Source organism: Paenibacillus sp. LjRoot56, assembly GCF_964253335.1.
Lineage (GTDB): Bacteria > Bacillota > Bacilli > Paenibacillales > NBRC-103111 > Paenibacillus_E > Paenibacillus_E allorhizoplanae.
The window spans coordinates 109917-125833 of record NZ_CAXURV020000003.1 but is presented as its reverse complement, the minus strand read 5'-3'; the positions used below and the strand labels follow the sequence as shown (position 1 = coordinate 125833).

At 45.3% G+C, this 15917-nt stretch carries 8 protein-coding genes; all 8 read left to right on the top strand.

The features are described 5' to 3' along the window. The first annotated feature begins 1 nt into the window (after position 1). Positions 2-4897: a pectinesterase family protein gene (locus tag ACSQ8O_RS19730; protein ID WP_436243036.1), complete on the top strand. Its 4896-nt coding sequence runs from the start codon at positions 2-4 to the stop codon at positions 4895-4897. A 15-nt stretch (positions 4898-4912) separates the two neighbouring features. Beyond that, positions 4913-6160 carry an OmpL47-type beta-barrel domain-containing protein gene (locus ACSQ8O_RS19725; protein ID WP_436243035.1) on the top strand — a complete coding sequence of 416 codons (1248 nt, stop codon included), beginning with the start codon at positions 4913-4915 and terminating at the stop codon, positions 6158-6160. A 370-nt stretch (positions 6161-6530) separates the two neighbouring features. Continuing rightward, positions 6531-9140, top strand: a complete 2610-nt coding sequence (locus ACSQ8O_RS19720; protein ID WP_436243034.1) for a family 78 glycoside hydrolase catalytic domain — start codon at positions 6531-6533, stop codon at positions 9138-9140. 110 nt (positions 9141-9250) lie between these two features. Continuing rightward, entirely contained in the window at positions 9251-11062 is a 1812-nt protein-coding gene (locus tag ACSQ8O_RS19715) for a cache domain-containing sensor histidine kinase (protein ID WP_436243033.1), read from the top strand. Positions 11063-11174: 112 nt separating this feature from the next. Then, positions 11175-12536, top strand: coding sequence for an ABC transporter substrate-binding protein (locus ACSQ8O_RS19710; protein WP_436243032.1), 1362 nt, complete (start codon positions 11175-11177; stop codon positions 12534-12536). 78 nt (positions 12537-12614) lie between these two features. Next, positions 12615-13484 (top strand): carbohydrate ABC transporter permease, encoded by an 870-nt coding sequence (locus ACSQ8O_RS19705; protein ID WP_436243031.1) that lies wholly within the window; start codon positions 12615-12617, stop codon positions 13482-13484. Next, a complete protein-coding gene (locus ACSQ8O_RS19700; protein WP_436243030.1) occupies positions 13484-14302 on the top strand; it encodes a carbohydrate ABC transporter permease in 819 nt (272 codons plus the stop codon). The genes ACSQ8O_RS19705 and ACSQ8O_RS19700 overlap by 1 nt, the downstream gene beginning before the upstream one ends. Before the next feature lie 36 nt (positions 14303-14338). Further along, positions 14339-15913, top strand: coding sequence for a response regulator transcription factor (locus ACSQ8O_RS19695; RefSeq protein WP_436243029.1), 1575 nt, complete (start codon positions 14339-14341; stop codon positions 15911-15913). The last annotated feature ends 4 nt before the right edge of the window (positions 15914-15917 follow it).

Below are 15917 nucleotides of genomic sequence, written 5' to 3'. Positions count from 1 at the left end.
CATGAAGAAAGCCCTAAGCATAGGGATGTGTCTTTTGCTTGGATTAAACGTATTCCCGCTCATCATACATGCTGAATCTTCAACGACAGCTTCATCGGCACAATTAACACCGGTACTTTCGAATCCAACCGGATTAACGGCTGTTTCAGGCGATAATCGAGTTGGTTTATCTTGGAATTCAGTAACAGGAGCTATTTCGTACAAGATAAAACGGAGTTCGGTAAACGGTGGACCTTATGAAACAATCGCAAGCAATGTTTCGAATATAACCTATACGGATACTACAGCTATGAACGGCACGGTTTACTATTATGTCGTGACAGCAGTCGGTTCAACGCTAGAGAGTATGATCTCGAATCAGACTAAAGCTCTTCCGTATATTTCCATTCCGGGTGCACCTGCGGTGCCGGCGGATTTCTCAGCCACAGCAAACGACGGAAGTGTAGAATTATCATGGTCGTCAGTGCTAGGAGCGGGTTCTTACAACATAAAAAGAAGTGAAACGAGCGGCGGACCCTATACGATTGTAAACAGTAATCAAACTTCAACAACGTACAGGGATTCTAGCGTTACTAACGGAAAGCAATATTATTATGTCGTGTCTGCTGTCAATACGAACGGTGAGAGTCAAAATACGGAAGAAATGATTGTAGCGCCAGCTAGAGTTGTTACGGTAGCACAGGATGGCAGCGGTGATTTCACCAACATTACGGACGCGCTTGCAACTATACCAGCTAACAATAATGCTCGTACGGTCATTTATGTCAAAAAGGGGACCTATCGGGAACGATCAATTGTAACTGCTCCTTATGTAAGCCTTGTAGGGGCTGGGCAGGATGAGACGAAAATTGTTTACGACCTTTCAAACGCAGATATGCCTAATCAAGCTGTCAATGGAGCAACGGTAGCTGTAAGCGGCGACAATTTTACTGCTGCTAATCTGACGATTGAAAATGATTCCAAGCCGAGCGATGGTCAGGCATTGGCCTTATCCGTTAATGCGGACAAAGCTGTGTTTGAGAACGTTAAGCTTGTCGGTTATCAGGATACATTGTACGCGGGTATCCGGACGGCTAGTCCAAGACTTGGAAGACAGTATTATCACAACAGTGAGATTAGGGGACGTACAGACTTTATTTATGGTCCAGCCAGCGCAGCCGTGTTCGATCATGTCGATGCGGTCAGTATCAATGCAGGGGACTCGGGCGGTTATGTAACGGCTGCTGCAACAAAAAATGAAACCGACCCTGGCCTAGTGTTCATTAATTCAAGGCTGTTGAGAGATAGCTCCACAAATGGCCTTCACTATCTAGGCCGTCCGTGGCAGGATAAACCGTCGACGCGTTACATTAACACCTGGATGGATAGTCATATCCATACGGAAGGCTGGACACCTATGCAAGTTCCGCCTTACTTCTACGGCGAATATAACAGCAGTGGTCCAGGTGCAAGTCCAGAAACTCGGATCATGGGAACTCAAATGACAGCGGAGGAATCCAGCGCATTGACGATTCCACGTATGTTTGACGGATGGGATCCGAGTAAAGCAGTAATTATTCCCAAAATGTTCCCCTCCATTACACCTGCAGTTGCTCCTGCGCTGCCGGACGGACTTAACGGTGCTTATACGAAACCGGTTGTCGTTTATATGGAAGAAGACGGTGGGCTTCCAGAAGAAAATCGGGTTGAGTATCGTATCAACGGTGGAAATTGGACGGCATATACGGCTGAATTCGAAGTCGGTCAAACCGGAAAGAATCTAATCGAATATCGGTATGTTGACAAAGGAGGTAATGCAAGTGCAGTTAAGAATGTAAACGTTGAAATCGATCCAACAGCTGCAACGAGAGTACCTGCTTTCCCCGGGGCTGAAGGAGCGGCCATGTATGCCAAAGGTGGCCGTGGTGGACAGGTTTATGAGGTAACGAATCTATTGGATTATGACACGACGAAGGGCGAAGCCGCAATACCGGGATCTTTGCGCGACGCCGTGAGCATGGGAAATCGGACGGTTGTGTTTCGAATATCCGGTACAATTAATCTAAAGAGAGGATTGGATATTACGTCTGGGAATCTGACGATTGCAGGACAAACAGCGCCTGGAGACGGGATTGCGATTAGCGGATATATGGTCAAGTTTGGAAATAACGATGTAGGAACAGATTTGATTATTCGCTATCTTCGTTTTCGAAATGGCATTAACGTGTTAAGTGATTCGGCTGATATTGCGGGCAACAATATTATTGTCGACCACTGCTCCTTCAGCTGGAGCTCAGATGAGACGTTCACTGTGAAAAATCGTAAAAATTTTACAGTCCAGTGGAGCATCATTAGTGACAGCCTGAATCAATCGATTCACGGTAAGGGGGCACATGGCTACGGGGGAATATGGGGAGGAACGAATGCAACCTACCATCATAATCTGATTGCCAATCATAACAGCAGAAACCCGCGTTTCGACCGGCAAACCGATCCGGACAATTATCCGACGAAAATAGACTATCGGAATAATGTTGTTTATAACTGGGGGGCTAACTCTGCGTACGGCGGCGAGCAGGCAACGGGCATCAACATGATCAACAATTACTACAAACCGGGCCCAAGTACGTTTGATAACGTAAAAAGCCGAATTGTCGCCCCGTCCGGCGCAAGCTTTAGCGGTACCTGGTATATTGACGGCAACTTCATTGAAGGCGCAGCCGATGTTTCAGCCAATAACTGGGTGACGAACAGCAAGGGTTCATGGAAAGCCATCCATCCAGAAGGACCTTTGCTCCGCAAGTATGAGCCAATGGTGATACCGGACGCAGCGGATCCTATCGGCGGTCCCGTAACGACTGACACTGCACAAGTCGCCTATGAGAAGGTACTGCAAGGCGCTGGTGCCTCATTGCCTAAAAGGGATTCTTTGGATGCTCGTATTCTAAATGATGTCAGAAATGGGTCCGGTAGAATTACCAATACGATCCAAAGCGATGGAGGACTGCCTGAATTATATTCAGCATCTGCTCCGCAGGACAACGATCACGACGGGATACCGGATGCTTGGGAAACAGCCAATGCACTAAATCCGAATGATCAATCAGACGGAAAAGGCATCGCTGCCAACGGGTACACCTATTTGGAAAACTATATCAATTCCCTCGTGGTTTCGGTTTCCGATAACCCAACAATTACGACAACAAGCCCTATGCACCAAGCATCGTTTCAAGTTGGAACTCCAATTTCAATTACCGCCAATGCAACGGATAATGAGGGAATTGCGAAGGTTAAGTTTTATACCGGTGATCAGGAGCTTGGTGAAGACCTAACAGCGCCTTATTCCTTCAACTGGGAAAATGCACCGAAAGGTGAGCATTACATTTACTCAAAAGCCATTGACAACGCAGGTTATATGACTTTATCCGCAGTAAGCATCATTTATGTAAATGGACCTACTAACGTTGCTCCTTGGACATCACAAGATATTGGCCCAGTAGCAATCGCAGGTAGCGCGAGCTTGGAAGGAACGACATACACAGTGAAAGGTTCCGGTGAAGTGAGAAATGGTTCGGATTCTTTCCATTATGTGTACCAGCCTGTTCACGGAAACTTTGAGATGCTCGCCTATGTCAACTTTGATTCTGAAATCGATGATGCGGCTAAGGCTGGTTTGATGATACGCGGTAGTTTAGCAGCTAATTCACCCGCAGCAGCTGTTGTCTTAGCGCCAGAATCGGATGAAACCATTGATACGAGCGGAAGAAAAGCACTCTTTATGAATCGTACCAATACGGGAGGAAGCTATAGCACCAATAGTGTGACATCAAGCACGCTCAAAGCACCTTTCTGGTTGAAAATTGTAAGAAATGAAAATGTTGTTTCCGGTTTTGTGTCTACGGACAAAAATAGTTGGGCGCTGGTAGACTCTGCAGATGTCACATTACCGGATGAAGTCTTCGTCGGTATGGCAGTTGACGCAGGGAAAGCAACGAGCAATTCTGATTATTTAACAGCTGCAACATTCTCAGATGTGAGTTTTCAGCGATCACCCGGATTTACTGTGAAAAACCCAGTAAGTGAAACCGTTAATATTCCTGCTTACACCGTTGAGGGAACGATGATCGATGGAGCCAAATTGACGATAACGAATAATGGCTCAACCGTCGTAGACGCTGTAAATACAGATGCCGGAACGGACTTTGAGCACAAGATTCAGCTTAGCGATGGTGTTAACATCATCACAATCTCAGCAAGTAGCGACACCCTGGGTGATGTAATAAATACCAAAACAATCACAGTAACTTACAACAAATCCGCGGTAGTCATTGTAAGTGAAATGCCTGCGACGGTCAATGCTCCTAATTTTAACTTATTGGCGAGCATAAGCAGAAACGCCAGTGTTACGGTCAAAATGAATGGAACTACGGTGTTGGAACAAGCTGCTACACCGGCAAACGAACCATTCAACGTTCCGTTAATCTTACAGGAGGGTTCGAACGAAATCGTCATTTATGCTGTTGATGAGTATGGGATAGATGCGACAAATACGTACGCTATAACCTATGTTCAAGATTGGGGCAGCGGACTGTTCGATTTCTCCGGATTGGCATTTCATGATTTGAGCGGAAACGCGCTTTCCAGTTTAGAAGGTTCTCAGGATACGATGGTGACTGTAAACATCCATAACAATTCCAAAGTAGCCCAAAACGGTGTATTTGTCATCGCGCTATATGATCCACTAGACCGGAAGGTAAAATACGCTTTCGTCAAACAGCTGGTTCCCGGAGAAGGGGATAAACAAATCAAGGCGATAGTGAATATGCCAAAGGATGTCACTGGTTACAAAGTAAAGGTATTTGCACTAAATAAAATATCCGATAGCACGCCAATTTCCAACACCATCATAAGTCCTTAAAAGGGGGGGAAACGATTGAGAAGATGGTCAATAATCATACTGTCGTTCCTGTTGTGCTTTGGAATGATGGCTCCACTCGCGATGGCTTCATCTTTGACGGTAAGCGCATCGTTTGACAACGTCACCCGAACCGCAACGATTTCAGGCCAATTAGGCTCAGAAGAAGGGCGCATCATAAGTGTTCAAGTAAGAAACCCATTGAATCAAATTGATTATTTGAATCAAAGCATTAGCGGTCTAGACGGAACTTACCAGTTTATCTATAAAATCAGTCAAGAAGTTACGGGAACGTATCAAGTAAACGTAGGCGGCCAGAATGCCGACTCGCTTGCTACTGCCACATTTACGGTTGAACCGTCTATCGTGGAGCTTGAGACAAAAGTGTCGCCCGAGCAGCCTGACGGCAAAGAGGGTTGGTACTTACATCCTGTGACAGTTACCATCGAGGCTACGAACGGAATGCCAGAAAACAATGTGATCCAATACCGCATTAATCAAGGGCAGTGGAAAACATACACTACAGCGATTGATGTGAAGACAGATGGAATGCATACGATTGAATATCGAAGCGTTGATCAGCAAGGAATTCCTGGCAACGTAAAATCAACGATTATTAAATTGGATTCTAAAGCACCGGTTACCACCGCAAAAGCAAGTCCGATTGATGGAATGAACGGTTGGTATACGTCGAACCCGACAGTGAACCTCATGGCATCGGATAACATTTCCGTTACACAAATAGTGTATCGTATCGATGGTTCTGAGTGGTCATCTTACTCTCAGCCAGTTACATTGTCCGTATATGGCATCCATACGCTTGAGTACAAGAGTATGGATCAAGCAGGAAATGAAGAAGCCGTAAAATCATTGTCGCTGAAATTAGATAATGTGGCTCCAAAACTAAGTGTCGCGTTGGATAAAACTACGTTATGGCCAGCGAATAAAAAGCTGGTTACCGTTACAGCCAATGTTTATGCAGGGGATGATATTTCCCAAATCAGCAGCATCGTACTGACCTCAATAACAAGCAATGAGAAGCTACAGAATGACGATATTCAGGATGCGCGTTTCGGCATGTTCGATACGTCCTTTAGTCTTCGAGCAGAGAGAAATGGGGGAGGCTCAGGGAGGGTTTATACCATAACGTACACAGCTATAGACCTAGCAGGGAATAGAACAATACAAACAGCAATAGTTAAAGTGCCTCACGATCAAGGACACACTAGCGATGAACTGTTAACGGAAAGCGAGAACGGAAAGTAATCATTCAATATCATGTACTGGAAGGCTGCCGGATATTGAGGCAGCCTTTCTTCCGTTAACAGTCTGAATAATATCCGAAAATAGGAATCACGACTTGTTATAACGGATTTAATAACATAACAAGTCGGATTCTTGAATGTTCATGCTTCCTAGTCGTCAACTATGCTAAATAGGATGGATGATGGAGGCGAATAACAACGGCAAGAGGAATGGAAGAATCGCCATAGCTATCTTTTTTTTGAAGAGGTGCATTCTAAATGGACAATTTGTTGGCTACAGCCAAGGGAGCCATTTTCATTCAGCGTTTTATGTAAGCCCTTACTTACGGCGACTATCTCACATTCAATAACATAAATTGGAGGGATACCTAATGACGACGATACGAGTTGTAACCTGTAAAACCGAATATAGGATAAACCCGATTGGTCTCGATGTTCGGAAGCCCCGTCTTTTCTGGCAAATGCGCTCCGATCATGAGGGGGGCGTACAGAGCGCCTATCAGATTAGGGTTGCATCATCACGTGATAAGCTAGAGCATGACCAAGCGGATATGTGGGATAGCGGTAAAGTTTGTTCAAATACTTCAACACATGTACCTTATGACGGTAAACCACTTCAATCTGAAGGGGAGTATTACTGGAAGGTGCGCATCTGGGACGGCTCGGATATGCAGTCTGCATGGAGTGAAACGGCATATTGGATGATGGGGATTTTATCGCGCGGAGAGTGGAACGCGCAGTGGATCGGTCGTAAGACCGAGCCGGGAGCCCTCATGCAACCCTCACCATTTTTGCGTAAACCGTTCGAAGTCAAGAAAAAAGTACTGCGTGCCATTGCATATGCAACGGCATTAGGTGTTTATGATTTGAATCTCAATGGCGAACGGATTGGTGAACGTCTTGCCCCAGGATGGACGGACTATAACACCCGCGTACAAGTTCAGGCTGTAGATATCACAGATAGGTTAGAGGTAGGCGAGCATGTGTTAGGCGCTATCCTGGGAGATGGCTGGTATGCGGGAACCGTAGGGTTCCTCGGCAATAAGGTTTACGGAGAAAGACCCTTTTTCCTTATGCAGGTTAGTATAAATTATGAAGATGGAACGAGAGATAACATTATCACGGATAGCTCATGGAGAACGAGTAAGGGACCGATCCACTATTCCGATATGATCAAAGGGGAAACGTACGATGCGCGGGAGGAATTGACGGGATGGCTTCTCCACGGGTATGATGATTCGTCTTGGGAAGCGCCGGATGTTCGTTCAGGCTATAACGGTCTACTTGTAGCTGAAGTAGAGCCACCGATCCGCATTACGCAAACGAGGAAACCGGTTAGCATGAAGAAGACAGAAGCTGGTACTTACATTTATGATATGGGTCAAAACATGGTGGGCTGGACGGAAGTAAAGGTTCACGGTGAACGTGGGACGCGAATTACGCTAAGCCATGCGGAAATGCTGAATCCTGACGGCACCTTGTATGTGGCTAACTTGCGAGAAGCCTGCCAGCAGGATCACTATATCCTGAAAGGTGAGGGGCAAGAGTGCTATGAGCCGCGCTTTACGTTCCACGGTTTTCGATATGTCGAGTTGATAGGTTACCCTAGTGAGCCAGATTTGGAGACGATCGTAGGCAAAGTCGTTCATTCCGACATGCCCGTCACGGGGCAGCTGGAGACTTCTGATGCGATGGTGAATCAACTGTATTCCAACATTACATGGGGTCAGCGTGGCAACTTCTTGTCTGTGCCGACAGACTGTCCGCAAAGGGATGAGCGGCTTGGCTGGACTGGAGATGCGCAAATTTTTGCCCGAACAGCCGCTTACAATATGGATGTATCCCGATTTTTCAGTAAATATGTTTGGGATATGGTGGATTGCCAGCAGCCTTCGGGTGCTTTTACGGATGTTGCCCCGGATGCAGGCTGGATTCGGCACAAAAACTGGAACACGAGGCTGAACTGGTTCGCTCCAGACAACTCCGGTTGGGGAGATGCCGGTGTCATCATTCCATGGACGATCTATTTGATGTACGGGGATGTACGCATCCTCGAAACGCATTACGAAGCTATGGTGAAATGGGTGAACTATTTAAAAAACACGACGAACGAGCTGGTTCGTCCGGGTTATGCCAATTACGCCGACTGGCTATCGATAGGGGCTGACACGCCAAACGAAGTGTTGGCGACCGCTTATTTTGCCTATAGTACGAAGCTGCTTGCGCTCATTGCCGGTGTATTAGGAAAATCAGAGAATGAGATTACGTACCAGGCTTTATTCAGCGATATCGCTGCAGCGTTTCGTAAGGCGTTTGTCGCTAATGATGGTCGAATTCACGGCGATACACAAACGGTTTACGTCTTAGCGCTGCAATTTGGACTCCTGACTGAAGAACAGCGCAAACAAGCACAGCATCATCTTGTAGCGGACATTCATGAGCGTGGAGATCGATTGTCGACTGGATTTCTCGGTGTTGGCTACTTATTGCCGGCACTGACGGACAATGGAAGCTTGGATGTTGCCTATAAATTGCTGAAGCAAGAAGCATTCCCTTCTTGGATGTATTCGATCAAGCATGGAGCAACCACAATCTGGGAGCGTTGGGACGGATGGACAGAGGAGCAAGGCTTTCAAACGCCTTCAATGAATTCATTTAATCACTATTCCCTTGGCTCTGTCGGTGAGTGGATGTTCCGGTATATGGCCGGCATTGAAGCAGATCCAAAGGCGCCTGGCTTTAAGCATGTGATCATAAGCCCGAAACCGGGTGGGGACCTGAGTTGGGTGAAGGCAAGCTATGAATCACTGTACGGCCGTATTGCGGTAGCATGGAGCCAAACGGAGGAAGGCGATTTCCGTCTTGAAGTGGAGGTTCCGGCCAATACGACAGCAACCATCCATTTGCCAGATCTGGCGGCATCTGTACACAAAGTCGGATCAGGAAGGTATGTGTTTGAAAGCATTTCTATGCTAAACTAAAGGCAAGTTCCTTTGGGATAAACTGGAATCGGATAGAGGGTAAAGCGTACATGCCTACCCACTAACCGGTTTCGGTTGTTTTTGCATAGAAAGAGAGGCGGGTCATCAGGATGCGTTGGATAGATAACATAAAGAAAAAGCTAGAGGCCCTATTTCCGAGATTTCGTACGATGCTATTATTGAGTTATTTTATTATCATTCTCATCTGCATCTCGTTGATTGGTACCGCTTCATTTTATATTTCCTACAACTCCATGGCAGAACGAGTGGAAACCGCTAGCGCTCAAATTGTCAGGCAGATCGAGTTTAACATGGATAACGATTTTCATAATAAACGAAATTTATTACTCGCTCCTTATTATAACCAGGAATATATTGACAACATTAATGCATACCCGACTATGGACAACCAGAATAAATTTCTGTTTGGCCAGAAACTTGGTGATTTATTTTCAAAAAGCTTTAACATAACGCCGATTCCGGATTTCATCCGATTTCAGATTTATTATAGCAATGGAGAGCTGCTTAATTCGTCGGACAACACCTCTTACGGTAACGCAAGCCAGGTGCTGAACGCCGAATGGTTTCGACAAACGATGGCCAAGGATGGGTTAGTTAACTTCTTTAGCTCTCCACCAGTAAGTGGTCAGGATGAGGGGAAAACCGCTTTCTCCACCTCGATGCTCATTCGCGATTTTTCCAATCCTATCGGGTTTATCGTCGTACGTGCTGATTACAATTTCGGTCTATTTAAAGGAATGGGACAGCGTGCGGATTTGACGGCAAACAGCCGCTTTCTCATTTTGAATGAGATTAATAATCCAATATTCTCTTCGGATGGACTTGCAACCAACATCGATGAACAAACATTAGCCCAGATCAAAGGGGCTAGTGGAAAGTTCTGGACGGGTAGCGGAGATAAGACCATGCTTGTTTCGTACACGCGTTCCCAATACTCCAACTGGAAAACCGTCTTGATTATGCCGAAAAAAGAAATTTTTGCTTCTCTTAATCAAATCAAAACAACAGCAATCTGGACGGCTTTGATCGCCTTTTTCGTGTCTGGAATCTTATCACTGCTGTTCGGAAGGAGTATTACCAATCCCATTCTTAATCTCTACAAAACCGTTAACCATATAAAACGTGGCGATTTCTCAGTCAGGATAGATATGAAGCGCAAAGATGAAATCGGGCGAATTGCCATGAATTTCAATGCCATGCAGGATGAGCTGCAGGAGCAGATAGAAACAAAGTATGTGTATCAAATTAAGCTGCAGCAGATGGAATTGGCGATGCTCTACTCTCAGATTAACCCCCATTTCTTATACAACACGCTGGATAGTATTAAAGCGATGGCCGACTATTATGCTGTGGAGGAAATTGGCCAAATGGCGCAGTCCTTAGCTGATATGTTTCGCTATAATACCAAAAATACAGATGAAATCGTCACATTGCAGGAAGAACTCGTGCAAATTGATGCTTATCTCATCATCCAGAGCATTCGATTTGATGGCAAAATCGAGTATCGCTTAGAAATTGAAGAAGATTTGTACAATTATCCGATGTTAAAAATGACGCTTCAGCCGTTAGTTGAAAATGCGGTTTTCCACGGGATCGAACGCAAAAGAGGCAAAGGTACGATTCACCTCCGTGCATGGAAGGAAGAGGATTGGGTATATATCCAAGTTAACGATGATGGCGTCGGTATCTCGGAGAAGAGGCTGGATCAAATCCTTGCGTCGCTTAGACAACCGCTCTATCAGGAGGAGTATAAGTTGTCTGCTGCAAGCGGTGGCATTGGCGTCCAAAACGTTTACGCGAGGTATACGATTCGATACGGTGAGCAGTTTCAATTCAGTATTGAAAGCAGAAAAGGGGTAGGGACAGCAGTAACATTGAAGTTAGCCTCCCAGCTGAGTTAATTACATAATGTAGGAATATTGAACATAAAAAGTCGTTATCTTGTATGGGCCGTAAGTAAGCGTTTGCAATATAATTAATCCTGTAAGCGATATTAAAGGAGGGGGACAGAAAATGAGAAATATGAAAACGGTAACACTATCAACATCCATTGCGGCAATTATGACACTAACAGCTTGCGGAAGCGGGGGGACTAACTCCAGCAGCCCAACACCTGCTGCAGCGACGCCTGCTGCATCCACGGCTGCAGCTTCACCAGCTCCAACCAAAAAAGACCCAGTAACACTTACGTTTGCGATCGCCAATACGGTTGACGCCACGCCTTTTAATAAAATTTTCAAAGAGTTTGAGGCAAAGACAGGCAATAAGGTTGAATTGCAAGCGCTACCTGGCGGAGATTTTGATAACATGATGAAAACCCGCTTTTCCACAGGCGACTTCCCGGATTTATTCCTCATGCAGCCTGGACCAAAGCAATACGTCAAGCTGAGAGCCTCCGAGACGCTTCGCGAATGGTCGGGAGATAAGGCAGTATGGGATCGCGTTATTCCGACGATGAAAGACTTTCAGGCTGATGCGAATAAGAAAATTTATGGTGTCCCTTTCGGGGCCACAGGCATGATGGGCATATATTATAACAAGGATGTTTTTGCTAAAGCGGGCGTTCAGCCTCCGAAAAACTATGCGGATATGATCGAGAGTGCAAAGAAAATCAAGGCAGCAGGGGTTACACCTTTTTATGAAGGGGTTAAAGATGGTTGGCCACCGCAAGTATTCTACTTCACAGGTTGGGTCTCGTATGTAGACCCTGCAATCGGAGATGCAGGTGTTCAAAATTTAGAGAAGAATGCGCTTAAGCTGGCTGATATTCCGGCATTAAAAGACTTATTCACAAAACAAAAAGAGTTGAAGGATCTAGGGCTACTGCAATCTAATCCGCTCGCGGGTACATTCGATGAGCTGCAGAATCTAATGGGCGAAGGTAAAGTCGGCATGGCGTTTATGCTGGACGGCATTATTCCGCAGCTGGAAAAGAAATTCGGAAAAGATTTCGTGACCAATAAAATCGGTTTCTTCCCTTTCCCTTCCGCTGCTGATGCAGGAACAGCCATGATTACACCACCGAATCAGTTAATGATTCCAAACAAAGCGAAGAATGCGGATGTGGCAGCTGAATTGGTGAAATTCATGATTTCACCAGAGATGGTAGATCTATACTACCAAACGAGCCCTGGAATCCCTATTTTCCAAGGCGCTAAGAGCAGCTTGTACCCCGTACAGCAAACCGTGAAAGACTTGATCGATGCCAATAAAGCAAAAATCAATGTACAGAATCGCCTGACGCCAACTTTCGCTGATTTCCAAAAAACACTGCAAACGTTCTTCATTGACGGAGATGTCGACAAAGCGCTGAAAGAATTCTCTGCGAACTATGAAAAAGACGGAAAAGCCAAGTTGCTAGATGGATTTAAGTAAGTTATTCTAACCCAAGTCTATCCGGTCGGAACACAGCTTCCGGCCGGAACATTTCATAGCCGAAGGAGGGGAGACGAGATGGGAAAGGTGAAATATCCACTGTATTTTTCATTCCCGGCCCTCGCCGTTTTTCTATTATTCTTCATTACCCCAACTTTGATTGGGTTTTACTACAGCTTTACGGATTGGAATATTAATGCGGACCAGATTCGCTTTAATGGCTTGGAGAACTATATCGAGCTTTTCAAAGAACCTCGTTTGAAAACGGCTTTGGTCAATACGCTCATTTTTGCGGCAGTCGTGACCTTGATGCAAAATTTATTGGGATTAGGCTTAGCCTTAATCTTGAATGAAGCTCTTAAACTGCGAAATCTGCTGCGCATGATCTTCTTTATGCCCTACGTGATTGCGCCGATTGTAATAGGTTATATTTTTCGTGCGATCTATCATCCTGAGCATGGCATTATCAACACTATGTTAGACAAAGCAGGGCTTCATTTTATGGTGCATGATTGGTTGAATGATCCTAAGTATGCCTTGTTCTCTATTATTGTCACCGACCTATGGCGAGTTGCAGGCTTCTCGATGGTTGTATATTTGGCTGGTTTGCAATTCATTCCAAAGGATCTGATCGAGAGCTCGTCCATGGATGGTGCGCAATATTGGCAGCGTTTCCGTTCTATTATATTCCCGCTGTTAGCTCCAGCCTTAACCGTGAATGTACTCCTTTCGATGATTGGTTCCATGAAGGTGTTTGAAATGGTGATGGTGCTGACAGAGGGAGGACCGGGTTACACCACAGAAGTTTTTTACACATATATTCGCGGTATGTTTAGTACGGGGTTATTCGGCTACGCGACGGCGGTTAATGTGGTGTTATTTATCCTTGTCACCATTATTGGCGTTCCTGTGCTGATGGCGATGAAGAAGCGAGAGGTCGAGATGTAATGAGAAAAAAATGGACACTCTGGATGCTGGAAATCGTTGCGGTATGCTTGGCTTGCTTGATTCTGATTCCCTTTCTAATGATATTGATCAATTCCTTCAAAGGAATTCGAGAATCAGCACTATTCGGCTTATCCCTTCCTTCCGAATGGCAGTTTACGAATTATAAGGAAATTTTTCAACAGGCTAACATTCTCCGGGGATTCAAAAATAGTATTCTGATTTCAGGTTTAGTTGTCATCTGTGTGAATGTATTTGCTTCCATGGCTGCGTTTATCATTCAACGAAGAGATAACCGGTTTCTACAAGGGGCTTATTACACGTTCATTATGGGTCTTATTGTTCCGGTGTCTATAATTCCTACGATTAAGCTGCTTGGAGATCTTCATATTAGAGGTACGTATTTCAGTTTGATTATGTATTACACGGCGGTGCTGCTGCCATTTGCAGTATTTCTGCTCGTGGGCTTTATGAAATCGATCCCGAGAGAATTAGATGAAGCGGCTTTGCTGGAGGGTTGCGGGTATTTCCGGTTATACTGGCAAATCATTTTACCGTTGCTGCTAACTGTGCTCGTGACTGTCTCCATTGTCGTGATGGTTTCGGTTTGGAACGATTTCTTCGGTCCGTTCTATCTGATGACAGACAGCACGAAATGGACGATTGTCCTGCAAATCTTTAATTTCGTCACGATGTACAGCACGAATTGGGGCGTTGTGTTTGCCTTCATGGTGATTGTGGTCTCACCCATTCTAATCATTTACTTACTTCTGCAAAGATATATTATTGACGGTCTGACGGCGGGTTCCATGAAAGGATAATGAAATCCAAATCTAAGCTTTGAGGAGGTACAGGAAATGAGAAGAGTCATGATTGTTGACGATGAGAAGTGGATACGCAGAGGATTGATTCAGTCTATTTCCTGGAACGAATGGGGCTTAGAGCTTGTAGGCGAAGCAAGTGATGGGGCAGAAGGATATGAAATGGCCCTGGGCAAAAAGCCAGATCTACTCTTCCTCGATATGCGTATGCCGGGTCTCGACGGCAAACAGCTGCTTGCCATGTTGAGCCAAGAGGTGCCGGACCTGTTAACGATCGTCATTAGTGGGTATTCGGATTTCGAATATACGAAGGAAGCTATACGACATAAAGCCTTTGATTACCTGCTGAAGCCGGTTAAAAAGGAAGAGCTTGCAGCGGTGGTGGAAAGTGCCCTCCTAGAGCTGGATCGACGCGAAGCAGAGAAGCTTAAGGTGTCCCGTATCCAAGGGGAGGGTTGGTTGAGACAGCTTTTACTGCGTAAGGGAGATAGGGAGGAACCGTTCGTTCCGTCAACCTGGCAGACTGGTGAATATGCTTTGTTTGTTGGCCAGTCAGACACCTTCCAAGAATATGTTGATCTAGCATGTCTGCTACCGGCTATTCATGAGCAATTAAACCGAAAGAAGCCATTCCTTTTCGGGGGGCGCTGGGAATATGAGCTTATGACTATTCAGGATGGCAGCCGTGAGATGATAATTGCCATTACGGGAGCCGTGCTGGATCCCAAAGATTTAAGCAAACTGCATGCTACAGTGCAAAATGCCTTGAAACAAGTAGAGAGCGTTAGCGTTAGCTTCAGCTTTGGCTTGAGCATGGGGAAGCCGGAGGTTGCTATGCTGGAGGAGGCTTACAACGAAGCGAGAAAAGCTTTATCGAGTAAACCTTTGGAAGCCGTTGGTGCATTGCTTTTTGCAGAGAAGAATGGGATGCACTTATCTGGGAATTATCCTCAGGATAAAGAGGATTCGTTCTTATGGGTGCTCCAATCCGGAAATATACAGGATGTGGAACAAGAATTTGAGCGATTGTTTGCGTCATTCGTGAGTGATTCTACGACAGTGGGGCATTTGCAGTGGTGCGCGGATATACTCCTTCATGCGATAGAGAAGCAACTACAAGAGAAGGATGTACGAATTGAGGAGATCTGTGGTAAAAATACGCTGATGTATTCCGAATTGATTCACCAACGCAATGATTTGAGCGCTGTGAAGAAGCTATTCAAAGAAGAGCTTCTTCCCATCGTGCTTAGCTTTTACAGCCATTCCGGTGAAAAACAAGGGGAAAAGGTTGTAGGCGAGTTGAAAAAATGGATGGAAAGTAATTATGAACAATCATTCTCCTTGCATCAAATTGCCAGCAGCTATTATTTGAATCCTGACTATTTAAGTCGGACTTTCAAAAAGTTGACAGGGAAGAACTTTGTCGACTATTTAACCGATATCCGCATGCATAAAGCCAAAGAGCTGATGAATAAATCGAAATATAAAAACTATGAAGTCGCGCAAAAGGTTGGCTATGAGGATTACCGATATTTTAGCCAGATTTTCAAACGAAAAGTTGGCATGACCATCGGTGAATACCGCAAAGTCATCGGACAGGCGGACCACTAAGGAG

Coding starts and splice junctions, on each gene's coding strand:
- ACSQ8O_RS19710 (WP_436243032.1), top strand. CDS start 11,175: ATGAGAAATATGAAAACGGTAACACTATCAACATCCATTGCGGCAATT.
- ACSQ8O_RS19700 (WP_436243030.1), top strand. CDS start 13,484: ATGAGAAAAAAATGGACACTCTGGATGCTGGAAATCGTTGCGGTATGC.
- ACSQ8O_RS19715 (WP_436243033.1), top strand. CDS start 9,251: ATGCGTTGGATAGATAACATAAAGAAAAAGCTAGAGGCCCTATTTCCG.
- ACSQ8O_RS19705 (WP_436243031.1), top strand. CDS start 12,615: ATGGGAAAGGTGAAATATCCACTGTATTTTTCATTCCCGGCCCTCGCC.
- ACSQ8O_RS19695 (WP_436243029.1), top strand. CDS start 14,339: ATGAGAAGAGTCATGATTGTTGACGATGAGAAGTGGATACGCAGAGGA.
- ACSQ8O_RS19730 (WP_436243036.1), top strand. CDS start 2: ATGAAGAAAGCCCTAAGCATAGGGATGTGTCTTTTGCTTGGATTAAAC.
- ACSQ8O_RS19720 (WP_436243034.1), top strand. CDS start 6,531: ATGACGACGATACGAGTTGTAACCTGTAAAACCGAATATAGGATAAAC.